This is a genomic window from Variovorax sp. UMC13 (genome assembly GCF_014170375.1).
Lineage (GTDB): Bacteria > Pseudomonadota > Gammaproteobacteria > Burkholderiales > Burkholderiaceae_C > Variovorax.
This window is the reverse complement of record NZ_LZZW01000041.1, coordinates 52,635-75,635: the sequence shown is the minus strand read 5'-3', so window position 1 is coordinate 75,635 and position 23,001 is coordinate 52,635. Positions and strand designations below refer to the sequence as shown.

General features: G+C 69.9%; 23 protein-coding genes. 10 read left to right on the top strand and 13 right to left on the bottom strand.

Translation table 11 applies throughout. The features are described 5' to 3' along the window. The first annotated feature begins 1 nt into the window (after position 1). From A9977_RS33175 to A9977_RS33165, 3 genes are all read left to right on the top strand, one after another. Complete coding sequence (locus A9977_RS33175) at positions 2-901, top strand: LysR family transcriptional regulator (protein ID WP_183029089.1); 900 nt, start codon at positions 2-4, stop codon at positions 899-901. Positions 902-1,111: 210 nt separating this feature from the next. Continuing rightward, a complete protein-coding gene (locus tag A9977_RS33170; protein WP_183029088.1) occupies positions 1,112-1,921 on the top strand; it encodes a response regulator transcription factor in 810 nt (269 codons plus the stop codon). 114 nt (positions 1,922-2,035) lie between these two features. Then, complete coding sequence (locus tag A9977_RS33165) at positions 2,036-2,455, top strand: carboxypeptidase regulatory-like domain-containing protein (RefSeq protein WP_183029086.1); 420 nt, start codon at positions 2,036-2,038, stop codon at positions 2,453-2,455. Positions 2,456-2,473: 18 nt separating this feature from the next. On the opposite strand, the gene A9977_RS33160 is transcribed toward A9977_RS33165, so the two are convergent. Then, positions 2,474-2,959: a glutathione peroxidase gene (locus tag A9977_RS33160; RefSeq protein WP_183029084.1), complete on the bottom strand. Its 486-nt coding sequence runs from the start codon at positions 2,957-2,959 to the stop codon at positions 2,474-2,476. Positions 2,960-2,997: 38 nt separating this feature from the next. Beyond that, the gene (gene lplT / locus A9977_RS33155; RefSeq protein ID WP_183029083.1) at positions 2,998-4,302 is read right to left on the bottom strand and encodes a lysophospholipid transporter LplT; all 1,305 of its coding nucleotides are present in this window, start codon (positions 4,300-4,302) and stop codon (positions 2,998-3,000) included. 176 nt (positions 4,303-4,478) lie between these two features. Between lplT and alr the strand changes: the two genes are divergently transcribed. Further along, positions 4,479-5,585 carry an alanine racemase gene (gene alr / locus A9977_RS33150; RefSeq protein ID WP_183029082.1) on the top strand — a complete coding sequence of 369 codons (1,107 nt, stop codon included), beginning with the start codon at positions 4,479-4,481 and terminating at the stop codon, positions 5,583-5,585. Between the two features lie 6 nt (positions 5,586-5,591). Here the strand turns inward: alr and A9977_RS33145 are convergent, their stop codons facing one another. The 4 genes from A9977_RS33145 to A9977_RS33130 all read right to left on the bottom strand — a co-directional run bounded on the left by A9977_RS33145 (position 5,592) and on the right by A9977_RS33130 (position 9,319). Further along, the gene (locus tag A9977_RS33145; protein ID WP_183029081.1) at positions 5,592-6,584 is read right to left on the bottom strand and encodes a 2-dehydropantoate 2-reductase; all 993 of its coding nucleotides are present in this window, start codon (positions 6,582-6,584) and stop codon (positions 5,592-5,594) included. A 21-nt stretch (positions 6,585-6,605) separates the two neighbouring features. Beyond that, positions 6,606-7,349 carry a class II aldolase/adducin family protein gene (locus tag A9977_RS33140; RefSeq protein WP_220812268.1) on the bottom strand — a complete coding sequence of 248 codons (744 nt, stop codon included), beginning with the start codon at positions 7,347-7,349 and terminating at the stop codon, positions 6,606-6,608. Further along, a complete protein-coding gene (locus A9977_RS33135; protein WP_183029079.1) occupies positions 7,346-8,335 on the bottom strand; it encodes a Bug family tripartite tricarboxylate transporter substrate binding protein in 990 nt (329 codons plus the stop codon). The genes A9977_RS33140 and A9977_RS33135 overlap by 4 nt, the downstream gene beginning before the upstream one ends. A gap of 168 nt (positions 8,336-8,503) precedes the next feature. Continuing rightward, positions 8,504-9,319, bottom strand: coding sequence for an aldolase/citrate lyase family protein (locus A9977_RS33130; RefSeq protein WP_183029078.1), 816 nt, complete (start codon positions 9,317-9,319; stop codon positions 8,504-8,506). Between the two features lie 93 nt (positions 9,320-9,412). Here A9977_RS33130 and radA point away from each other — a divergent pair, with 93 nt between their 5' ends. From radA to A9977_RS33115, 3 genes are read left to right on the top strand one after another with little or no spacing between them, the layout of a single operon-like run. Further along, entirely contained in the window at positions 9,413-10,807 is a 1,395-nt protein-coding gene (gene radA / locus A9977_RS33125; protein WP_183029077.1) for a DNA repair protein RadA, read from the top strand. Positions 10,808-10,832: 25 nt separating this feature from the next. Further along, positions 10,833-12,350 (top strand): BCCT family transporter, encoded by a 1,518-nt coding sequence (locus A9977_RS33120; protein WP_183029076.1) that lies wholly within the window; start codon positions 10,833-10,835, stop codon positions 12,348-12,350. 27 nt (positions 12,351-12,377) lie between these two features. Beyond that, positions 12,378-12,806, top strand: a complete 429-nt coding sequence (locus A9977_RS33115) for a glycerate kinase (protein WP_183029150.1) — start codon at positions 12,378-12,380, stop codon at positions 12,804-12,806. Positions 12,807-12,815: 9 nt separating this feature from the next. On the opposite strand, the gene A9977_RS33110 is transcribed toward A9977_RS33115, so the two are convergent. Further along, a complete protein-coding gene (locus A9977_RS33110) occupies positions 12,816-14,075 on the bottom strand; it encodes an O-antigen ligase (protein ID WP_183029075.1) in 1,260 nt (419 codons plus the stop codon). 2 nt (positions 14,076-14,077) lie between these two features. Then, positions 14,078-15,052, bottom strand: coding sequence for a recombination-associated protein RdgC (locus A9977_RS33105; protein WP_183029074.1), 975 nt, complete (start codon positions 15,050-15,052; stop codon positions 14,078-14,080). Between the two features lie 118 nt (positions 15,053-15,170). Here A9977_RS33105 and A9977_RS33100 point away from each other — a divergent pair, with 118 nt between their 5' ends. Genes A9977_RS33100 through A9977_RS33090 form a run of 3 tightly spaced genes read left to right on the top strand, consistent with a single transcriptional unit; the run spans position 15,171 to position 17,135 of the window. After that, complete coding sequence (locus A9977_RS33100; protein WP_183029073.1) at positions 15,171-16,109, top strand: branched-chain amino acid transaminase; 939 nt, start codon at positions 15,171-15,173, stop codon at positions 16,107-16,109. A gap of 2 nt (positions 16,110-16,111) precedes the next feature. Then, the gene (locus tag A9977_RS33095; protein WP_183029072.1) at positions 16,112-16,321 is read left to right on the top strand and encodes a zinc-finger domain-containing protein; all 210 of its coding nucleotides are present in this window, start codon (positions 16,112-16,114) and stop codon (positions 16,319-16,321) included. Positions 16,322-16,334: 13 nt separating this feature from the next. Beyond that, positions 16,335-17,135, top strand: coding sequence for a glycosyltransferase family 2 protein (locus tag A9977_RS33090; protein WP_183029071.1), 801 nt, complete (start codon positions 16,335-16,337; stop codon positions 17,133-17,135). 9 nt (positions 17,136-17,144) lie between these two features. Here the strand turns inward: A9977_RS33090 and A9977_RS33085 are convergent, their stop codons facing one another. From A9977_RS33085 to A9977_RS33065, 5 genes are all read right to left on the bottom strand, one after another. Then, complete coding sequence (locus A9977_RS33085; protein WP_183029070.1) at positions 17,145-18,329, bottom strand: ATP-binding protein; 1,185 nt, start codon at positions 18,327-18,329, stop codon at positions 17,145-17,147. Between the two features lie 19 nt (positions 18,330-18,348). Further along, positions 18,349-19,071 carry a response regulator gene (locus A9977_RS33080; RefSeq protein ID WP_183029069.1) on the bottom strand — a complete coding sequence of 241 codons (723 nt, stop codon included), beginning with the start codon at positions 19,069-19,071 and terminating at the stop codon, positions 18,349-18,351. A 127-nt stretch (positions 19,072-19,198) separates the two neighbouring features. Then, positions 19,199-20,881: an NAD(P)/FAD-dependent oxidoreductase gene (locus A9977_RS33075; protein ID WP_183029068.1), complete on the bottom strand. Its 1,683-nt coding sequence runs from the start codon at positions 20,879-20,881 to the stop codon at positions 19,199-19,201. A 2-nt stretch (positions 20,882-20,883) separates the two neighbouring features. Next, positions 20,884-21,687 carry a beta-ketoacyl synthase chain length factor gene (locus tag A9977_RS33070; protein WP_183029067.1) on the bottom strand — a complete coding sequence of 268 codons (804 nt, stop codon included), beginning with the start codon at positions 21,685-21,687 and terminating at the stop codon, positions 20,884-20,886. Beyond that, on the bottom strand, positions 21,684-22,907 hold the full coding sequence (locus A9977_RS33065; protein ID WP_183029066.1) for a beta-ketoacyl-[acyl-carrier-protein] synthase family protein: 1,224 nt from the start codon (positions 22,905-22,907) through the stop codon (positions 21,684-21,686). The genes A9977_RS33070 and A9977_RS33065 overlap by 4 nt, the downstream gene beginning before the upstream one ends. Between the last annotated feature and the right edge of the window lie 94 nt (positions 22,908-23,001).

The following is a 23,001-nucleotide window of genomic DNA, read 5'->3' as shown; positions in this document are numbered from 1 at the left end:
CATGGACCAACTCGCCGCCATGAAATCCTTTCGCGCCGTGGTGGAGACCCAGGGTTTCTCCGCCGCGGCCGCACAGCTGCAGATCTCCCACACGGCCGTCTCGCGCCAGGTGCAGCAGCTCGAGGCCCTGCTGGGCGTGCAGCTGCTCCACCGCACGACGCGTCGCTTCGCGCTCACCGAGGCCGGCCAGACCTACTACGCGCACAGCCAGCAGATCCTCGACCAGCTCGAGCAGGCGGCGTTCGCCGTCACGCAGCACCAGGGCAAGCCCTCGGGGGTGCTGCGCATCAATGCGCCGATGTCCTTCGGCCTGGAGGAGCTCTCGCTCTGGCTGCCGGCCTTCCTGGCCGCCCATCCGGGCGTCTCGGTGGACCTGGTCTGCAACGACCGTTTCGTCGACCTGATCGAGGAAGGCTTCGACGTCGCGCTGCGGCTGGCCTACCAGCTGTCCGACTCGACGTTGGTGGTGAAACGCCTCGCGGTCTGCGACGAGTGGTGGGTCGCCACGCCCGGCTACCTGCGCCGGCACGGCACGCCGCAGGTGCCGGCCGACCTGGCCACGCACAACTGCCTGGTCTATTCGCTGATGCAGAAGGCCACCCAGCCGCATTTCATCGGGCCCGACGGCACCGGCCACAGCGTCACGGTCCGGGGCAGCCTGCAGGCCAACAGCGGGATCGCTCTGCGCGCCGCGGCCATGGCGGGCCTGGGCCTGGCCTTGTCGCCGGCCTTCCTGGTGCACCGCGAGGTCGCGCGCGGCGAGCTGGTGCGCGTGCTGGGCGACTACCGGCAACCGCCCCTGACGCTGAGCGCGCTCTATCCGCAAAGCCGCCACCTGTCGCCCAAGGTCCGCGCGCTGGTCGACTACGCGGCCGAGCACTACCGCACGCCGCGCTGGTAGGGGCCCCAGCTCGGTACGGGCGCGGTTCGGGCACACGGGGCGCCAGGACACGGACAGTTTTTTCATCGCTGCACGAATTGCATATCGGCAGTTCCCGATCCGACTAACGCTGCGCGCGGCCTAAAACTAAAGTCTGAGCATGCCGCGCATCTGTCATGCAGCCTTGCGGCAACGGGTCCGAGGAGGGCCCGGGCTGTGCAGGAGTTCACTATGCAATCCAAGCTCTTTCGGCGGCAGCGCATCGCGATCCTCGATCCGGATCTGCGCGGCCGCGAGCATGCGCGCCGCGCGATCCGGGCCACCGGGCACGCGCCCTATGTCTTCGCCGACATCGAGGAAATGCAGGAGGTCGACGCCACGGAACGGCCCTTCGCGATGGCCTACCTGGGCTGTGCGTCGGGCGACGAGACGATCGAACAGACGGTGCGCGAGGTGCGCGCCTGCCTGGGCGACACGCTGCCCCTGCTGCTGGCCGTCAAGCCGGTGGCCGTCCGGCGCGTGGCGCAGGCGCCGACCATCGCCGCCGACCACGTGATTCCCCTGCAGCCGCGTTTCAGCGAGCTGTACCTCGAGATTTCGGACTTCATGTGGGCGCACGGGCCCCATCCGCAGCAGACGTCGTTGAACTGGGGCGAATTCCGTTTCCGGCCCGCCGCCCGGACGGTCCAGATCGGCGAGGCCTTGCCGATGTCGCTGTCCATCTTCCATTTCGAGCTGGCGCTGGAGTTGTTCCACAACGTGGGCCGCAGCCTCTCGCGCAGCTGGCTGAACACCATGCTGGCACCGCCCTCGCGCGCCATCTCCGCCTTGGCGTTCCAGGATGGCGTGAACCGCGTGCGGCACCTGCTGGCCCTGCAGACGCCCGCCGCCTGGCAGGTCCAGTCGCTGGAGGACGGGGCGGTCCGGCTGGTGGCGGTCGCGCCCGAGGCCAGCCGGCCGGCCTTGGGCTCGGCGGTTCCGCGCCTGGCGAACCGGGCACGGACCGGCCATGGCTTCCAGAGCCTGATGACGCTGTCCTGAGCCGGTGCCGTCCAGGACGATTCTGCGCACGGCCGAATGCGCCGTGCGCCGACGCACCGGGCCCCGGTGGTGGGCGAACATCGCATGCGTTCACCCTGTTGTTGGAGCTTCGTCATGACTTCTTTCGCCTTGAACCTGCGCCGTGGCCTGGTGGCCTGCGCCGTCCTCTCCCTTTCGAGCCTCGCCCTGGCCCAACTGCCGCCGATGCGCGGCGAGGGTGCGGCACGCTATGTGTGCGGCGGGATCGGGCTCGACGAATCGACGGCCTTCCGGGCCGCGATGAAGGACCATCCGCTGTCGCTGCTGTTCGCGCGCGCAGACGGCGCCTATGTGGCCGAGGTGCGGGTGCGCATCGAGGGCGCCGACGGCCGCCCGGTGCTGGCCCTGCGCGCCGGCGGCCCGGTCTGCCTGGTCGACCTGCCGGCCGGCCGCTACGTGGTCCACGCGGAGGCGGAGGGCGAAATGAAGCAGCAGTCCGTCACGGTCGGCACCGGCAGCCGAACCGCGGATTTCCGCTTCGGCGGCAAGGGCTGAGGGTGGCGGCGCCGGGACTCAGCCCGCGAGCGCCTTCTCGATGTCCTGGGCCAGCGAGGCCGGCTTGTCGAGCGGCGCATAGCGCTTGAGCACCTGGCCGTCGCGGCCCACCAGGAACTTGGTGAAGTTCCACTTGATGGCGGTGCTGCCCAGCAGCCCCGGCTTCTCCTTCGTGAGCCAGCGGTACAGCGGTGCCGCATGGGCGCCGTTGACGTCGATCTTCTCCATCATCGGGAAGCTCACGCCGTAGTTCTTCGTGCAGAAGGCGCCGATCTCCTCGTTGCTGCCCGGGTCCTGCGAGCCGAACTGGTTCGACGGGAAGCCCAGCACGATCAAGCCCTGCTTCGCGTACTGCTGGTGCAGCGCCTCGAGCCCGGCGAACTGCGGTGTGAAGCCGCACTGGCTCGCGGTGTTGACGATCAGCAGCACCTGGCCGCGGTAGGCGCCGAGCGCCACCGGCTGGCCGTCGATGCGTTGGGCTTCGAAGTCGTAGACGGTGGTCATGGCAGCGTTCAGAAGTGGCGAGGGCTCGAATCTACGCGCTAGTGGTGCTTGTCGCTGCGCGCGATGTTCAGCAGGTGCTCGACCTCTTCGGGGTACTTGCGCAGGTTGTTCTCGTGCCAGCGCTTGATCAGCCACATGAAGCCCGCCACCACCACGCCGAAGGCCGTGATCGCCGAGTAGGCCGACAGGCCCAGCCCGGTGCAGGCGCTGTAGAAGGCGCCGAGCACCAGGATGCAGGCCTGCTCGTTGAAGTTCTGCACCGCGATCGAACGGCCGGCGCCCATCAGGTTGTGGCCGCGGTGCTGCAGCAGAGCGTTCATCGGCACCACCAGGAAGCCGCCCAGCCCGCCCAGCAGGATCAGGAAGGGCACCGCCACCCAGATGTTGTCGATGAAGTTCATGCCGATCACCAGCAGGCCCATGCCGATGCCCATCGGGATCACGCGCGTCGCCATGTCCAGCCGCATCTTGATCGAGGCCACCACCGCGCCGACCGCGGTCCCGATGGCCACCACGCCGGTCAGTGACGAGGCCTGCGCGGTGCTGTAGCCCAGCGCCAGCGAGGCCCAGGCCAGCACGATGTACTTGAGGTTGCCGCCCGCGCCCCAGAACAGCGTGGTGGTGGCCAGCGAGATCTGGCCCAGCTTGTCGCGCCACAGGCGCGCGTTGCAATGCCAGAAGTCGGGCAGCAGCGCGACCATGTTGCGCGCGAAGCTGTGCTGCGCGTTGGCGCGCAGCGGCCGCATCTCGACGCCGGTGTGCGGGATGCGGGTGTTGAACCAGGCCGCCAGCATGTAGACGAAGATCAGCGCGGCGATCGCCGCTTCGGGCGCGGTCTCGATGCCGGTGTCGATGAAGGGCAGGTCGATCGCCAGCAGGTGGCTCGAGACCGCATGGCCGACCAGCACGCCGCCCAGCACGATGCCCAGGATGATCGAGGCGATGGTCAGGCCCTCGATCCAACCGTTGGCCTTGACCAGCTGCGAGGCCGGCAGCAGTTCGGTGAGGATGCCGTACTTGGCCGGCGAGTAGGCCGCTGCGCCCAGGCCCACGATGGCGTAGGCCAGCAGCGGGTGCGAGCCGAACAGCATCATCAGGCAGCCGACCACCTTGATCGCATTGCTGATGAACATCACCCGGCCCTTGGGGAAGGCGTCGGCGAAGGCGCCCACCAGCGGCGCGAGCGCCACGTAGAACAGCGTGAAGATCGGGACCAGCGCCGCGCGCTGCCACTCGGGTGCGCCCGAGGTTCGCATCAGTTCGACGGCCGTCACGAAAAGCGCGTTGTCGGCCAGTGACGAAAAGAACTGGGCCGACATGATGGTGTAGAAACCGCGCTTCATCGATGGGCTGGCTGGCCAGGGGGCTGGCGACTTGGTTAGGGCGGTAGAAGAAAGGCTTCGCTCACAGGCGAATGCGCGGTTATAGCATGGGGGTGCGATGCCAAAATGGTGCGCCGGGGCCCATGTCCCTCGGTGTTTCCATGGGTTTCCTCCGCGCCAGAAAGGTTCAGTTTTCCGTGCCTCGCCCGATCCTCGCCACCATCCACCTCGACGCCCTGCGCCACAACCTGGCGCGCGTGCGCCGCAATGCACTCGATGCGCGGGTCTGGGCCGTCGTCAAGGCCGATGCCTATGGGCACGGGATAGAGCGGGTCTTCGACGCCTTCCGCGCCGCCGACGGCTTCGCGCTGCTCGACCTGGCCGAGGCCGCGCGCGTGCGCGCGCTCGGCTGGCGCGGGCCGGTGCTGCTGCTCGAAGGCGTGTTCGAGGCGCGCGACCTCGAGCTGTGCTCGCGCCTGGACCTCTGGCATGCGGTGCATTGCGACGCGCAGATCGACATGCTCGCGGCCCACAAGACGCAGGTGCCGCAGCGCGTGTTCCTCAAGATGAACTCGGGCATGAACCGGCTGGGCTTCACGCCCGAACGCTTCCGCTCGGCCTGGACCCGGCTCAACGCGCTGCCGCAGGTCGACGAGATCTCGCTGATGACCCACTTCAGCGATGCCGACGGCCCGCGCGGCGTGGCCGAGGCGATGGCCGCCTTCGCGCACGCCACGCAGGACCTGCCCGGCGAACGTTCCGTGGCCAACAGCGCCGCCGTGCTGCGCCACGCGCCCGAGACCCGGGCCGACTGGGTGCGTCCGGGCATCGTGCTCTACGGCAGCGCGCCCGACTTCCCCGAGCACGATGCGCAGCACTGGCAGCTGCAGCCGGGCATGACGCTGTCGACCCGGCTGATCGGCGTGCAGGCGCTGCAGGCGGGCGCCAGCGTGGGCTACGGCTCGACCTTCGTGGCCGACGCGCCCATGACCATCGGCATCGCGGCCGTCGGCTATGCCGACGGCTACCCGCGCCATGCGCCCACCGGCACGCCGGTGCTGGTGAACGGCGTGCGCACCCGCCTGGTGGGCCGGGTGAGCATGGACATGGTGATGGTCGACCTCGACCCGCTGCTGCGCGCCGGCCAGCCCGCGGGTTTCGGCAGCGAGGTCACGCTGTGGGGCCGCGCGAGCGGCGGCGCGCTGCTGTCGATCGACGAGGTCGCGCATGCCGCGGGCACCGTGGGCTACGAACTGATGTGCGCCGTGGCGCCGCGCGTGCCGGTGGCGGTGGACGAAGGCTGAGGCGCGTCAGGCGGCCGCGGCCGGGTACAGCCCCAGCCCGCGCGCCTGCAGCCGCGCCAGCCCCAGCAGCGCATCGGTGAAGGGCGTGGGCACGCCGCTCAGCTGACCCAGCTCACGCACCGCGCCCACCAGCGCATCGAGTTCGACCGCGCGGCCGGCTTCCACGTCCTGCAGCATCGAGGTCTTGAAGGCGCCGAGCTTGCGCGTCACCGCATGGCGGTCCTCGGGCGTCTCGGCGATCGGCAGGCCGATGCGCGCGCCGATGGCCTGGGCCTCGCGCATCACGGTCGAGACGAAGTCGCGCACCAGGTCGTCGGCCAGCACGAGGTCGGTGGTGGCGCCGGTCAGCGCGCTGATCGGGTTGACCGTCATGTTGCCCCAGAGCTTGTACCAGACGTCCTTCTGGATCTGCGGCGACACGCGCGCCTCGATGCCGCCGCGCACCAAGAGCTCGACCAGCGCGCGCACGCGCTCGGTGGCCTGGCCCGAGGGCTCGCCCACGATCAGGCCGTTGCCGAAGTGGTGCCGCACCACGCCAGGCGCATCGAGCGAGCAGCTCGCGTGCACCACCGCGCCGACCACATGGCGCGCGGGGATCGCGGCGGCGATGGCGCCGTCGGGGTCCACCGCGGCCAGCCGGCGGCCCGTGAGTTCGCCGCCGAAGCCGCCGTCGAGGAACCACCAGGGCACGCCGTTCATGGCCGTGAGCACGATGGTGTCGGGGCCCAGCAGCGGCGCGATGCGCTGCGCGACGCCGGCCAGCGCCGGGGCCTTGACCGCGATCACCACCAGGTCCTGCACGCCGAGCGCGGCCGGGTCGGCCACCGCATGCACGGGAATCCGCGTGCGCTGCTCGCCGCGCACCAGCACCAGGCCGTCGCGCTGCAGCGCCTCGAGCGTGGCGCCGCGCGCCACTACATTCGGACGCTCGCCCGCTTGCGCGAAGGCGGCGCCGATCCATCCGCCGATCGAGCCGGCGCCGTAGATACAGATTTTCATGAACCCGATGGTGCCAGAGCTTCAGTCGCGGTAGCCGGGATCGATGCGGTCGACCTGGCGCACCAGCGCGTCGAACATGTCCTGCCCGCCGGTCTCGGGCGAGTGGAACTGCAGCGCATCGCGCGCGCAGCCGCGCGCCACCGCGTCGCTGATCATCAGGCCCGTGCCCATCGACAGCGTGGCGCGCTGGATGTCGCAGGCGCGCTGCAGCGTCCAGAGCACGGCGAAAGTCTGCGGCAGCGTGCGGCCCCAGGCCAGCAGGCCGTGGTTGCGCAGGATCACGGCCGGCTTGTCGCCGATGCTGCGCAGCAGCCGCGGCCCTTCGTCGGCATGCACCGTGATGCCCTCGAAGTCGTGGTACGCCACGCGGCCGTGCAACTGCGCGCTGTAGAAGTTGCTCTGCTGCAGCCCGCCCTCGACGCAGGCCACGGCCATGCCCGAATCGGTGTGGGTGTGCATCACGCAGTGCGCGCCGGGCAGGCCATCGTGGATCGCTGCATGCACGGTGAAGCCCGCGGGGTTCACCGGATGCGCCGAGCCGTCGAGCACCCGGCCCTGCAGGTCGATCTTGACCAGGTTACTGGCCGTGACCTCGCTGTAGTGCAGGCCGAAGGGGTTGATCAGGAACTGCTTGCTCCCGTCCGCCCCATCGGCCAGCCGGACCGTGATGTGGTTGTAGATCAGCTCGGTCCAGCCCAGCATCGCGAAGATGCGGTAGCACGCGGCGAGCTGGATGCGCGCCGCGCGTTCGTCAGTCGAGGTCAACCCTCTGCGGTGAAGCCGACCTGCTTGACGATCGGGCCCCACTTGGCCGTGTCCTTCTTGATCAGCTCGGCCAGTTCGGCCGGCGTCGAGGACATGGCTTCGAGGCCGAAGGTGCCCAGGCCGTCGATCACGTCCTTGGAGGCCAGCGCGGTCTTCATCGCGGCATTGAGGCGCGCCACGACTTCGGGCGTGGCCTTGGCTGGCAGGAAGAAGGCGAACCACTCGCTGTGGGCCATGTCCTTGATGCCCTGCTCGCCGAAGGTCGGCACGTCGGGGGCGAAGCGGCTGCGCTTGGCGCCCGAGACGCCCAGGATGCGCACCTTGCCGCTGGGCAGGTGCTGCGTGATGTCGCCGATCGGGCCCGACACCGCCGAGATGTTGCCGCCCAGCAGGTCGAGCATCGCGGGCTGCGTACCGCGGTAGGCCGCGTGCTTGAGTTCCACGTCGGCGCTCTTGCCCAGCAGCGCGCCGATGAAGTGCGGCGTCGAGCCGGCGGCGGGCGAGCCGAAGTTGGCGCCGGCCGGGTTGGCCTTGGCCCAGGCCAAGAACTCGGGCACGGTCTTCACGCTCGTCGGCACCGACGGGCCGACCGCGAAGCCGAAATCGAACACGCAACCCAGCGACACCGGCGCCAGGTCCGCCTGTGGGTCGTAGGGCAGCTTCTTGTAGATGTGGGGGTAGATCGTCAGCATCGACGTCGGCGTCTGCAGGATGGTGCCGCCGTCGGCCGGACGGCCCTTGACGTAGGTGATGGCGATCTGGCCACCGGCGCCGGTGCGGTTCTCCACCACCGCGACCTTGGCGAACTCGGGGCTGATCTTCAGCGCCAGGCGACGGCAGATGGTGTCGGAAGTGCCGCCGGCCGCGAAGCCGGTGACGAAGGTGGTGGTTTCGAGCCCGGCCTGGGCGAAGGCCTGGTGGCCGATGCTGGCCAGCAGCGCCGACGCGCCCGTGGTCTGCAGCAGATGGCGGCGGGTGAAGTTCATGCGGTTGTCTCCGAAGGTTGAAGCCGGGCCGCGTCACGCCGGTAAAAAGCGGCCGCGTCCGATGGGGTCGCGGCGCAGGGAGGGCTCCGTGCGCGCGCAGGACACACATTTTTCCAGTTGTGGACCCTTCGGTACCCCCGCGTTTACGCCACGTTGGCGCGCTATTTTTCAGTAGCTGCCGGCGGTCGGCGGCGGCGCGTCCTTGCGGTAGAGAGCGAGCAGTTGCTTCGCCGCGGCCGCCAGCACCATCGTGTCGACGCCGACCGCGACGAACAGCGCGCCGGCCGCCAGCCACTTGCGCGCCTGCGCCTCGGTGGTCGAGAGGATGCCCGGCGCCTTGCCGGCCTTCAGGATGCGCGCGATGCCGTCGGCGATCGCGGCCTGCACCTCGGGGTGGTCGGGCCGGCCGGGGAAGCCCATCGAGGCCGACAGGTCGGCCGGGCCGATGAACACGCCGTCGACGCCGGGCGTGGCCGCGATCGCGTCGAGGTTGCGCATGGCTTCGACCGTCTCGGCCTGCACCAGCAGGCAGGCTTGCGCGTTGGCCTCGTGGATGTAGTTCGGGTGTTCCTGCCAGCGCGAGGCCCGGGCCAGCCCGGCGCCCATGCCGCGGATGCCCTCGGGCGGGTAGCGCAGCGCCTGCGCCAGCTGGGCGGCCTGTTCGGCGGTGTCGACCATCGGGATCAGCAAGGTCTGGGCGCCGATGTCCAGGTACTGCTTGATCAGCGCCGTCTCGCCGTGGGGCAGCCGCACGATCGGCTGCGAGCGATGGGGCAGCGCGGCCCAGGCGCTGGACACGGCCTGCAACTGGGCCAGCACCGAGCGCACGTCGTTGGGCGCGTGCTCGCCGTCGATCAGGAGCCAGTCGTAGCCCACGCCGGCCAGCAGTTCGGTCGCATAGCCGTCGGCCAGTCCGACCCACAGGCCGATCTGCGGCCGGCCCTCCTGCATGGCTTTCTTGAAGGCATTGATCGGTGTGTGCATGGCGAGTCTCTTCAGGGTTGGAAGTCCGGGGGGGAAGGCGATTATTGAATGCGCCCGCCAAAGCTGCAGCCGTGCGCTGCCTACACTCTGCCGATGGCCAAGGAAAAAACAATCTACGTCTGCACCGAGTGCGGCGGCACCAGCGCCAAGTGGCTGGGCAAATGTCCCAGCTGCGGGGCCTGGAACACGCTGATCGAACAGGTGGCGCAGCCCCCGGCGGGCGCCAGCGCCAACAACCGCTTCAACACCCCCTTCGCGGCGCTGGGCGGCACGGCCGACCTGGCGGTGCTGTCGGAGATCGAGGCCAGCGACGTCGACCGCACCCCCACCGGCATCGACGAGCTCGACCGCGTGCTGGGCGGCGGCATCGTGCCCGGCGGCGTGACGCTGATCGGCGGTGACCCGGGCATCGGCAAGTCGACCTTGCTGCTGCAGGCGGTCGACGCGCTGCAGCGCGCCGGGCAGAACGCGCTCTACGTCTCGGGCGAGGAGAGCGGCGCGCAGGTCGCGCTGCGCTCGCGCCGGCTGGGCCTGGACCACTCGCAGGTGCAGGTGCTGCCCGAGATCCAGCTGGAGAAGATCATCGCCACGCTCGACGCGCACCGCCCGGCGATCGCGGTGATCGACTCGATCCAGACCGTGTATTCCGACCAGCTCACCTCGGCCCCCGGTTCGGTGGCGCAGGTGCGCGAGTGCGCGGCCCACCTCACGCGCTTCGCCAAGGCCAGCGGCACCGCCATCGTGCTGGTCGGCCACGTCACCAAGGAGGGCGCGCTGGCCGGCCCGCGCGTGCTCGAGCACATGGTCGACACGGTGCTGTACTTCGAGGGCGACACGCACTCGAGCTTCCGGCTGGTGCGCGCGATCAAGAACCGCTTCGGCGCGGTCAACGAGATCGGCGTGTTCGCCATGACCGAGCGCGGCCTGAAGGGCGTGAGCAACCCCAGCGCGATCTTCCTGAGCCAGCACCCCGAGCCGGTGCCCGGCAGCGTGGTGATGGTCACGCTCGAGGGCACGCGGCCGATGCTGGTCGAGATCCAGGCGCTGGTCGACAACGGCGGGCCGAGCCCGCGGCGGCTGTCGGTGGGCCTGGACCGCGACCGGCTCGCGATGCTGCTGGCGGTGCTGCACCGCCATGCGGGCGTGGCCTGCATGGACCAGGACGTGTTCGTCAACGCGGTCGGCGGCGTGCGCATCAGCGAGCCCGCGGCCGACTTGGCTGTGATGCTGGCCATCACCTCCAGCCTGCGCGGCAAGCCCATGCCCAAGGGTTTCATCGCCTTCGGCGAGGTCGGCCTGGCGGGCGAGGTGCGGCCGGCGCCGCGCGGCCAGGAGCGGCTCAAGGAAGCCGCCAAGCTGGGCTTCAGCGTGGCGGTGGTGCCCAAGGCCAACGCGCCCAAGAAGGGCTCGAAGGAGATCGAGGGCCTGACCATCCACGCGGTCGAGCGCATCGAAGAGGCGATGGACGTGGTGCGCCGCCTCGACTGACCCCCGCATTCACCAAGGAACGACCATGCAACTCATCGTCTCCGCCGGCCTGATCGCCGCCGTCGTGCTCTGGGGGCTGGTGTCGCCCGCCACGCTCGACCGCATCTTCAGCGCGCTGCTGGCCGACATCACGCGCAGCTTCGGCTGGTTCTATCTCTGGGTCGTGCTCGGGCTGGTGGTGCTGGCCTTCTTCCTGGCCGTGAGCCGCTACGGCGACCTCAAGCTGGGCGACGAGGACGAGGAGCCCGAGTTCTCGGTCGGCGCCTGGTTCGCGATGCTGTTCGCCGCGGGCATGGGCATCGGGCTGGTGTTCTGGGGCGTGGCCGAGCCGGTGTCGCACTACGTGAAGCCGCCGCCGGGCATCGTGCCCGGCACGCCCGAGGCCGCGGGCGTGGCCATGCGGTATGCCTTCTTCCACTGGGGTTTCCATCCCTGGGCGATCTACGGCATCGTCGGCCTCGCGATCAGCTTCTTCACCTTCCGCCGCAAGGCGCTGCCGCTGGTGAGCTCGGCCACCGAGGCCTTGCCCTGGCCCTTCGTGCGCCGGCTGTCGCCGGCCTTCAACGTGCTCGCGGTGGTGGCCACCGCCTTCGGTGTCGCGGCCTCGCTGGGCATGGGCGCGACCCAGATCAACAGCGGGCTGCACACCGCCTTCGGCCTGCCCATCGGCCCGCTGGTGCAGTCGCTGGTGATCGTGGTCACGACCGCGGTGTTCATCACCTCGGCGGTCAGCGGCGTGGACCGCGGCGTCAAGTGGTTGTCGATCGGCAACCTGGTGCTTGCCGGGCTGCTGGCGCTGGTGGTGCTGTGCCTTGGGCCGACGGTGGCCATCGTCGACACCCTGACCAACACGCTGGGCGCCTACATCAGCGAGTTCGTGCGCATGAGCCTGCGCATGTCGCCCTTCCGCGAGAACTCCTGGGTCGGCGACTGGACCATCTTCTACTGGGCCTGGTGGCTCGCCTGGTCGCCCTTCGTGGGCCTGTTCATCGCGCGGGTCTCGCGCGGCCGCACGGTGCGCCAGTTCCTGGTGGGCACGGTGCTGGCGCCCAGCCTGGTCGGCTTCGTCTGGTTCGCGATCTTCGGCGGCACCGCATTGAACATGGAGATCTTCCACGGCGTGCCGCTGGCCGAGGCGGTCACGGCCAACGTGTCGACCACCATGTTCGTGATGTTCCAGGCCATGCCCATGGGCCTGGTGCTGTCGGGCGTGGCGACCCTGCTGGTGTTCGTGTTCTTCGTCACCTCGGGCGATTCCGCGACGCTGGTGCTGGGCACCATGAGCACCGGCGGCAACCCCAACCCGCCGAACCGGGTCAAGGTGGTCTGGGGCGTGCTGGTGGCGGCCATCGCGCTGAGCCTGCTGCTGGCCGGCGGCCTCAAGGCGATCCAGACCGCGACCATCGTGTTCGCGCTGCCCTTCTCGGTGGTGCTGGTGCTGATGGCGGTCTCGGTCACGCTGGCCATCCGCGAGGACTGGGAAGCCGAGCAGAAGCGCGAGCGCGCGCTGCGCCGCAAGATGCGCGAGTTCGTGCGTGATTGAAAAAGCCGGCCCGGGCGGGCGGTGACAATGCGGCCCATGAATTTTCAGAAAATCCTTGTTCCGCTGACCGGCCTGGCGGCCCTCGTGCTGGCCTTCTACCGCTACGGCTGGGCCGGCGTGGCCGTGGTGACCGGCGGCATCGTGATGTTCCTGCTGCTGCACTTCACGCGCACGATGACGGTGCTCAAGCGCGCCTCCGACCGGCCGATCGGCTATGTCGCGAGCGCCGTGATGCTCAACGCCAAGCTCAAGCCGGGCGTGACGCTGCTGCATGTGGTGGCCATGACGCGCTCGCTGGGCGAACTGAAGACGCCCAAGGACCAGCAGCCCGAGACCTACCGCTGGACCGACGGCGGCCTGTCGTACGTCGAAGGCATCTTCCAGAATGGCAAGCTGCAGAGTTGGGCGCTGACCCGTCCGCCGGCCGAGGACGAGGCCGCGGCCGGCGGGCACTGAGCGAGGCGCTCAGGCGGCAGCGGGTGCCACCGGCTCCCTGCGCGCGTTCAGCAGCACCAGCGAGATCGTCATCGACAGCATGATCCCGTAGTAGGTGTGGGCGAAGTTCACGTTGGTCAGGCTCGCGCTCATGTGCATGAACAGCACGCCGGCGAGCTGCCAGCGGGCCTCGGCCGCCTGGCGGCCCAGCCGGCGCACCGTCAGCGCCAGGCCGCCGATCCATGCCAGCACGGCCGCCAGCCCCAGCAGGCCGTGGTCCATCGCCGCGTGCAGGTACTGGTTGTGGACGTGGCCCAGGCTCAGGATCATCGGCGACTGGGTCTTCTCGCCCAGCGCCTTGATGCGCCGCTTGCGCTCTTCGCCGCCGATGCCGATCAGCGGTGAACTCTCGAAGCCGCGCACGGCCATCTGCCAGAGGTAGATGCGGGCGCCGACCGAACTGTTGGCGCCGTCGCCGGGCTTGTGGGCCTCGGCGGCCAGCTCGAATTCGCGCGCGGCCTGCTCGATGCGTTGCGCCGAGGTCTGGATCACGTGCGGCAGCAGCACCCCGGCGGCCACCAGCACCAGCGCCAGCGCGATGCCCAGACCCACGCCGTGGCGCGTGACGCTGCGGCGCCGCAGGATCGCCACGCCGTAGAACAGCACCGCCCACAGCACCACGCCATAGGCGCCGCGCGTCTGCGACAGCACCACCGCCACCATGCCGACCAGCGACGCCACCATCCAGGCGAAGCGCATCCGCAGCGGCCGCGTCGCGTCCAGCGTCCGGGGCAGCAGCAGGCAGACCATGAAGCCCACGGCCACGGCCCAGGGGATCACGTTGGTCGGATAGCTGTCGCGGTCGTCGCCCTTCCAGGCCGCCAGCCCGGCCGCGGCGATGCAGCCCAGCGACAGCGCGTGCGCCAGGATGTCGCGGAAGTTCTCGCCGAAGCGGAAGCGCCGCACCAGCCCCAGCGTGGCGGCCGCCGCCAGCATCAGCCGGATCGGCGCATGGAGTTCGTCCCAGGGGTCGCCCCAGATCGCCGTGGCCAGCGTCTCGAAGGCCAGGCCGATGAGGCAGGCGATCAGCCAGGTGCGGGCGGCGCTGTCCTCGCCCGGCGCGATGTCGATGCGCGGCCGGCGCAGCGCGGCCCAGGCGCCGACCAGGCAGAAGAGGATCCAGGCGGCCCCGGCAGTCTTGGTGGACAGCGGCGCGATCGCCATGCCGCCCAGCACCAGCCACAGCCCCCACGGCGGTTCCGGCTGGAGCCGGTTCGCAATGGACGCCATGCTCAGAAGGGCGCGTCGTCGGCCTCGGCCGACGTTGCGGACGCCACGGCGGGTGCCGCGGGCTCGGCGACGGCGGCGGTGAAGGCCGCCTCGCCGCCCAGCGCCTCGAGCAGCGCGGGCACCATCTCGCCGAGTTCGCCCGTGGCGATCGCGGCGTCGGCGTCGAAGTTGTCTTCCTTCTTGCCGTCCTGGGCCGCGTCGGTGCCCTCGATGAACACGATCTTGCGCAGCTGCATGGTCTCGCTGAGCTCGAAGGACACGCGGTCTTCCCAGGTCATGGCCAGCCGCGTCGGGCGCTTGCCGTCGGCGATGTGCTGGCGCACTTCCTCGATGTCCAGCGCATGCTTGGCATAGCGCACCACCGACTTCGATTCATCGGTGGCCTTGAGCTCGCATTCGCGGTCGATGGTGAAGCCCGGGGGCGCTTCCTGGGTCGACAGCCAGGTCGACATGGCGGCGGCCGGCTCGATCTGGGTGTTGATCTGCGTCACGGCGAAGCCTTCGAGCGCCTTGACCAGGCTGGTCACGATCTCGTCGGCACGGGCCGCGTTGCTGGCGTTGATCACCAGGCGGCGTTCCTTGGGATCGATCCAGACTGCCACGCGCGCATGGCGGGTGAAGGCCATCGGCAGCAGTTCGTGCGTGATGTCTTCCTTGAGGTCGCGCTTTTCCTTCTTGCCCGGCTTGCGGCCGGTGGTGGCCTCGATCTGCGCACAGCGCTCGTCGACCTTGCGCCGCACCACCGAGCCCGGCAGCGTCTTGGCCTCGATCATGAACTCGAGCAGCCACTGGCCGCCCACCGATTCGACCAGCGGTCCGTGCTCCTGGCCGCGGGGCTCGACCCAGCCGGCCGACTTTTCCTGGGAGGGGGCGCAGGGCACGAAACGCTGTTCGGCCAGGGCGTTCTCCGCGTCGGTGAGCGACGGCGACCAGGGCGCTTCGATGCGATAGACGATGACGTTCTTGAATACGGACACTGAAACCTTCCTGGGGGTCTGATTGGCAAAACCGGCCATTGTGGGGGTGCCGGCTTCGGCCTCCATCGTAAAATCGAAAGCTTTTGCGACTTTCCGTTGCTTCAAAAGGACAAACAACATGAGCGTGCTCCCCCCCTCGCTGGATGACCGTGACGGCAAGATCTGGATGGACGGCCAACTGGTGGAATGGCGCGATGCCAAGATCCACGTGCTCAGCCACACCCTGCACTACGGCTGCGGCGCGTTCGAAGGCGTGCGCGCCTACAAGACTGTGGGCGGCACCGCGATCTTCCGCCTGCAGGAGCACACCGACCGGCTGTTCAACAGCGCCAAGATCCTGCGCATGAAGCTGCCCTTCACCAAGGAAGAGCTCAACGAAGCGCAGCTCCAGGTGGTGCGCGAGAACAATCTCGAGAGCTGCTACCTGCGCCCGCTGGTGTGGATCGGGTCGGAGAAGCTGGGCGTGAACCCGCGCGGCAACACCATCCACGCGATGGTCGCGGCCTGGGCCTGGGGCGCCTACCTGGGCGAGGAGGGCATGAAGCGCGGCATCCGCGTGAAGACCTCGAGCTACACCCGCCACCACGTGAACATCACGATGACGCAGGCCAAGGCGGTCAGCAACTACAGCAACTCGATCCTGGCCAACATGGAAGCGCTGGACGACGGCTACGACGAAGCGCTGCTGCTGGACGCCAGCGGTTTCGTGTCCGAAGGTGCGGGCGAGAACGTGTTCGTGGTCAAGGACGGCGTGGTCTACACGCCCGACCTGTCGGCCGGCGCGCTCAACGGCATCACGCGCAACACCATCCTGCACATCTGCAAGGACCTCGGCATCGAGCTGGTGCAGAAGCGCATCACGCGCGACGAGGTCTACATCGCCGACGAGGCCTTCTTCACCGGCACGGCGGCCGAAGTCACGCCGATCCGCGAGCTCGACCGGGTCGAGATCGGCATCGGCTCGCGCGGCCCCGTCACCGAGAAGATCCAGGCGGCCTTCTTCGACATCGTGAACGGCAAGAACCCCAAGTACGCCCACTGGCTCACGAAAGTCTGAACATGGCCACCCAAGCTGTCGTCGAACTGCTCGCCACCGACCTGAACCACCAGGGCGGCGTCTTCTGCCCCAACCCCAAGGCCGACATGAAGCTCTGGAGCGGGCACCCCAAGGTCTACCTGGACGTGGCCCGCAACGGCGAAGCCAAGTGCCCGTACTGCGGCACGGTGTACCGCCTCAAAGCCGGCGAAACGGTGGCCCACGGCCACTGACCCGGCCCATCGCGTGACCCAGGCGCCTGCCGCAAGGCCCACGCTGACCATCGGCGTGCTCGCCAAGAACGAGGCGCACCGCATCGAGGCCTGCCTGCGCAGCGCCGCCTTCGCCGACCAGCTGCTGGTGATTGACAGCGGCAGCACCGACGCCACGGTCGCGCGCTCGCAGGCCGCGGGCGCCACCGTGGTGGTCTACCCCGACTGGCAGGGCTTCGGCGTGCAGCGCAGCCGGCTGCTCGAACACGCCACCGGCGACTTCGTCTTCTTCCTCGATGCCGACGAGGTCGTCACGCCCGCGCTGCAGGCGCAGATCGAGGCGGCGGTGCGCTCGAACGAGGCCGCGGTCTGGCGCGTCTGCTGGCGCATGGTGGCCTACGGGCACGAGCTCAAGGCCTACCGCGCGGGCAAGGGCCCGGAGCGGCTGTTCCGGCGCGACATGCTGGCCGGCTACACCGGCGTGGTGCACGAGGAGGCGGTGTTCTATCCCGGCTTCGCCGATGCGCCGCGCCATGTGCTGCGCGGCAAGCTGCTGCATCACTCGCGCGAGACGGTGCGCGGCAGCCTGGAAAAGCTCACGCAGTACGCGATGCTCGGCGCCGCCAAGCGGGCCGCGCTGGGCAAGCGCGGCGGCGTGCTGCGCGGCATGGCCGGCGGCACCGCGATGTTCCTGCGGCTCTATGTGTTCCGGCTCGGTTTCCTGTGCGGCGGCGCCGGTTTCCTGTACTGCTACTTCGTGGCGCTCGAGGCCTTTTTCCGCTACGCGGCGCTGCACTACGACCGCGCATCGCTGAGCAGCCAGGTCGGCCGCTAAAAGCTGATCTCAGGCCGTGCGCATCGGCAGCTCGAGCACGAAGCTGGCGCCGCCGCCGGGCCGGTCCTCGCAGTGCACCGTGCCTTCGTGGCGCTCCACGATCGACTTGACCAGCGCCAGGCCCAGGCCCACGCCGCCGTCGCGCTCGCTCGCGCCCGGCAGCCGGTAGAAGGGCTCGAAGATGCGGTCGCGCAGGACGGGCGGCACGCCCGGGCCGCGGTCGCTCACGCTCAGGCGGACCTGGTCGCCGTGCGTCGCGAGCTGCAGGCTGATCTCGCCCGCGCCGTAGCGGCGCGCGTTCTCCAGCAGGTTGCGGATCGCGCGCCGCAGCAGCCGCGAGACGCCGCGCACCTGCAGCGCCGCGCTGTCGGTGCCCTCGGCCAGGTCGAGCTCGGCCGTGGTGCGCGCGCATTCCTCGGCCGCCAGGCCCAGCAGGTCGACCGTCTCGATGGTGCCCATGTCGGCCTCGCTGGCGTCGAGCCGGCTGGCCAGCAGGATCTCGTCGATCAGCTGGTCGAGCTCGCCGATGTTGCGCGAGATCTCGTCGCGCGCGCCCGGGCTGGGGCGCTCGCCGATCAGTTCCAGGCCCATGCGGATGCGCGTGAGCGGCGAGCGCAGTTCGTGCGAGGCGTTGGCCAGCAGCGACTTGTGAGAGCGCACCAGCGTCTCGACGCGCGCGGCGGCGGCGTTGAAGTTCTTGGAGAGGTCGGCCACCTCGTCCTGCCCCTCTTCGGGCACGCGCGCCGACAGGTCGCCTTCGCCCCAGCGCTGCACGCCGCGCTGCAGGGTCTCGAGCCGTTGCGTGAGGCGCCGCACCACCGGGAACAGGCCGATCGCCACCGCCAGCCCGACCAGGCTCAAGAGCCAGAAGAAGCCCGACTGGGGCCGGACCCAGGGCGGCGGGCCGCCCGTGCGGTTCTGGCGCGGGGCGAACTGCATCTGGAAGTTCTGGCCATCCTTGAGCGTGACGGTGAACTCCAGGCCCTCGCCCGGCCGGCTGGTGCGCAGCGACTGGCCGGTGCCGATCACCCGGTCCTGCTCGTCGCGCAGCACCACCTCGCGCGGCAGCGGCGCGCTGCGCTGCTCGTCGGCCATCTGCCAGGCCCAGCCCGCGGCCAGCGTCACCACGGCCACGCCGGCCAGCACGGCCAGCCAGATGCGCACGTAGAGATGGCGGGTGAAGAGCCGGATCATGGTCGTCGAGGCCTTCGCCTCAGTCCTGCTGCTTGGCGAACACGTAGCCCACGCCGCGCACCGTGAGGATGCGCTTGGGGTTCTTCGCGTCGACCTCGATCGCGGCCCGGATGCGGCCCATGTGCACGTCGATCGAGCGGTCGAAGGCCTCGAGCTCGCGGCCGCGCACGGCCTCCATGATCTGGTCGCGCGTGAGCACGCGGCCCGCGCGCTCGGCCATCGCGACCAGCAGGTCGAACTGGTAGGAGGTCAGGTCGGCCAGCACGCCGCCGACCGTCACGCTGCGCGCGTTGCGGTCGATCTCGAGCGTGCCGAAGCGCACCACCTCGGTCGCGGTCGCCTCGCTGGTGTTGTCGCTGCGCCGGCGCAGCACCGCGCGGATGCGCGCCAGCAGCTCGCGCGGCTCGAAGGGCTTGGGCAGGTAGTCGTCGGCGCCGATCTCCAGGCCGATGATGCGGTCCATCGGATCGCCCTTGGCGGTGAGCATGAGGATCGACACCTTGGCCAGCGCACCCGGCAGCGCGCGGATGCGGCGGCAGACCTCGAGCCCGTCGATGTCGGGCAGCATCAGGTCGAGGATCACCAGGTCGGGCGCGTGCTCCTGCAGCTGCGCCAGGCCGGCACCGCCGTCCGCCGCGTGCCTGACGCCGAAACCCGATTGCGCCAGGTACTCGCTCACCATCTGTGCGAGGCGGGCGTCGTCTTCGATCATCAGGATCTGGGGTGTGCTCATGGCCGCCATGATGTTCCGGTGCCGACAAGTCGGCTTGAACGCTCCGTAAAGTTAAAGTAAACATGCTCGCCCCCAGGCTGCGCGCACTGCGTATCGCTTCGCCAACCCCCGACCGGGGGCACCACCAGCGGCCCGGCTAAGCCGGTTCCGCGGTGGTCCTAGAAGGGGACGGAGCGTGGGTGGGGGCCTCGAAGAGCATCACCGAGTCGGTTTGGCTTGCGGCGGGGCGCTGGTCCAGCAGGGCGCGCAGCGCGCTGTCGTCGATCGTCGGGTCGCAGGCCAGCGCGCGATCGCGGATCTCCTGCGCGAGCTGGTGCAGTTGCGCCACCGAGCCCCGGATGCGGGCCTGGAAGGCGGCGTCGTCGAGCGTGTCGTTCATGCTGCGGTTGAGTTCGGCGAACCAGGGCAGCGAAGCCTGGTCGAGCATCACGGCCGCGTTGTGCTTGGGGCTGGCGGCTGACCAGGCGCGCATCAGCGCCTGCACCTCGATGTTGAGGGCCTGCGAATGCTGCAGCTCTTCCTTCAGGCTGCCCAGCAGCGCCAGGTCGGTCAGCCGGTCGTGGAAGAAGATCTGCGCGAGCACGCCCCAGTAGTAGGTGTAGTCCCAGATCACTTTCACCGGCAGCACCTCGGGGTCGCCGAACAGGCCGTACTGGTCCTGGTAGAGCGCCAGCGTGCTCTCGTAGAAGGAGTGGTAGAGCTGGTCGTAGAGCTGCGCGCGCGCGCTCAGCGAATGGCCGGCGCGGTCGTGGCCGATCAGGTCGGTGATGTAAGTGTTGCCGATGGCGATGAAGTCGCTGCCGGGCGAATAGAAGGGGTCGAGGAACAGGCCCGCCTCGCCCGTCAGCGCCCAGCGCTTTTCGGAGAAGACCTGCTGGCAGCCGTACGAGAAGTTCTTGAAGAAGGCGAAGTCCTGCAGCAGGTGCCGCTTGCCGTCGAGTTCGTCGAACAGCCGTGGCTGGTAGCGCGCGAACCAGTCCATGGCCTTGTCGAAGCGGTCCATGGTGTCGAGCGGGTGGTACTTGGGGTCGGCCACGATGCCCACCGAGTGCGAGCCAGAGGCCAGCGGGATCAGCCAGACCCAGTAGCCCGCGCCCACCAGGTGGTTGGTCGAGAGCCAGCGCGCCTGCGGCGTGCAGCGCGCGCGCCATTCGGGGTCGTCGCTCCAGTCGTCGAGCGTGATGCGGTCGCTGATGCGGAACCACACCGCATTGGCGTCGTGCGCATTGGGCTCGGCCAGGCCCAGCTTGCGCTTGAGCATGCCGGCGCGGCCGCAGGCGTCGATCAGCCAGCGGGCGGCGATGGTGTGGGTTTCGCCGTCGCGGGTCCAGCGCAGCGTGTGCGGCGCCTGCGTGTCCTCGGCCAGCTCGATGCCGCGCACCAGTGCATGGTCGATGAACTTCACGCCGCGTCGCGCGGCCTCCTCGGCCAGGTAGTTCTCGAAGATGCCGCGGTCGATCTGGTAGCTGGGCACCGCGAGGTAGCGGCTGGCGCCGATCTCGGTCACCTGGTCGATGTCGCGCCGGCCCTCGCTGAAGAAGAAGCGGAAGCCGAACTTGCGCAGCTGTGCGTCCTGCATGTGCGGCTTCAGGCCCAGCACCGTGTCGAAGTAATGGGCGCCGATCTCCACCGACGACTCGCCCACCTTGTGCGCCGCATGGGGCACCGGGTGGCTCCGTCGTTCGAGCACCAGCACGTCGATGTCGGGAAAGCGCTGCTTGAGCTGCAGCGCGAGCGTGAGGCCGGCCAGGCCCCCGCCCATGATCACCACGTCGTGTTGCTGCGGATGCGAGCCGGTCGGCGTGGTGGGGGTCGTCATGTTCAGCCTTGCTGTCGAAGCTGCAGTTGCAGCGAGAGTTGCGCCGAGAGTGGCATCGAAACGATTTCCGGCTGCCCGCCGGCCAGGGCCTCGAACAGCGGCAGCGCGTCGGCGATCGCGTTGGCGCCGAGCGCCTGCGCCGCTTCCGAGCGCGGGGCCGCCAGCGCCGAGGGGCCGGTGACCAGCGACCAGTCGAAGGCGGCCACCGTGCGCTCGGTGCGCGCGGGCGCGATCACCAGCGCCACTGCGAGCAGGCCGCGGCTGGTGGTCACCGAGGACAGCGCGCCGACCGCCGGCATGTCGTAACCCACCAGCAGCACGGCTTCGTCGTCGGCCGCGCACTGGGCTGCGGCTTCGAGCAGCGCCGAGGCGAAGGTGGCCTCGAAGGCCGAGACGGAGTTGCTCGCGGCCATGCAGCCGGTGCCGATGGTCCAGTAGCCCACCGCGGCGTTGTGCACCGAGTTGTGGAACTTGATCGGCGACAGCATGGTTGGGTCGGCCGCCAGCGTGCCGCACATGTAGTCGTTGATACCCAGGTCGCCGTGCGCCGAGGCGAACACGCAGGGCAGGTCCTTGGCCTCGCGGCCGGAGGCGGCCACGGCCTGCGCCGCGACTTCGAGCGCCAGCGCCACGGTGTCGGGCGCGCGGCGGCGCTCGGCCGGTGCCAGCACCTGTGGCGCGGGCCGCTTGGCCGGCGGATCGACCGGGGCGCCGGTGCCGTTGAAGGCCGCGCGGGCGATGTCCCAGCCGGGCAGGGTGGGGGCCCAGAAGGCCGGGCCTTCGATGTAGAGGGTGGGCGTGCTCATGCGGCGGCTCCCTTGCCGAAGATCAGGGCGCAGTTGTTGCCGCCGAAGCCGAAGGAATTGGACAGGGCGTACTTCACCTCGCCGCGCGCGGGCTGCAGCTTGATCTGCGGGCCGCAGTCGGTGTCGAGCACGGTGGTGTTCACGGTGCCCGGCATCAGGCCGGTCTCGAGCGAGAGCAGGCTGATGGCCGCCTCGACGATGCCGGCCGCGCCCAGCGTGTGGCCGGTGAAGCCCTTGGTCGAACTCGCGTGCGTGCTTTCAGGAAAGCGCCGGGTGATCAGCGCGCCTTCCACCTCGTCGTTCTTGGTGCTGGCCGTGCCGTGCATGTTGATGTAGTCGATGTCGTCGGTGCCGAGGCCGGAACGTGCCAGCGCCTCGTCGAGCGCGCGCTCGGCGCCCGCGCCCTGCGGGTGCGGCGTCGACATGTGGTGGGCGTCGCTGGCCTCGCCGTAGCCCAGCAGGTAGAGCGCATCGGCGGGCGCGTCGGTGGCGGCACGCTCGACCAGCGCGAAGCCCGCGGCCTCGCCCAGGCTGATGCCATCGCGCGCCGCGTCGAAGGGGCGGCAGGGCTGGGGCGACACCAGCTCCAGCGAATTGAAGCCGTAGAGCACGCTGCCGCACAGCGTGTCGACGCCGCCGACCACGGCCGCGTCGACCAGCCCCAGGCGGATCAGCCGCTCGGCCGAGGCGAAGGCCTTGCCGCTCGAGGAGCAGGCCGTCGAGATGGTTTCCGACGGGCCTTCGAGCCCCAGCGCGGCCTGCACGAACATCGAGAGCGAATGCGGCGTGTGGACCAGCGGGCGCTGCTGCGCGGCCGGGAAGCCGCCCTCGGCCGTCAGCGCGGTGTAGGCGGCTTCGGTCTCGCCGATGCTGGAGGTCGAGGTGCCGAGGATCACGGCCACGCGCGCCGGGCCGTACTTGGCGCGGGCCGCGGCCACCGCCTCGGCGAAGCCGTCGGCCTGCAGCCCCAGCCAGGCCAGGCGGTTGTTGCGGCAGTCCCATGAAGCCAGGGACTCGGGCAGCGTCAGCGCTTCGAGGCCGTCGACCCGGCCGATCCAGGTCGGCAGGCGCTGGCCGCTGGCCGGCAGCTCGCCGAAGTCGTTGGGCCGCAGCCCGCTGCGCGAGTTTTCGAGGGCGTCGAGCAGCGGCGTCTTGCCGACGCCGACGGCCGACGTCGTGGTGTACGCGCTGATCTGGAGGGGAGGGATGCGGGACGGCACGGTGGTGGGCTGGAAAGTGGCGAAGCGTGAACGATGCCACAGACTAGCAGGGGCAGCATGACGGCCGCGTCGGCCAATGCCCCGTGCCCCGCGG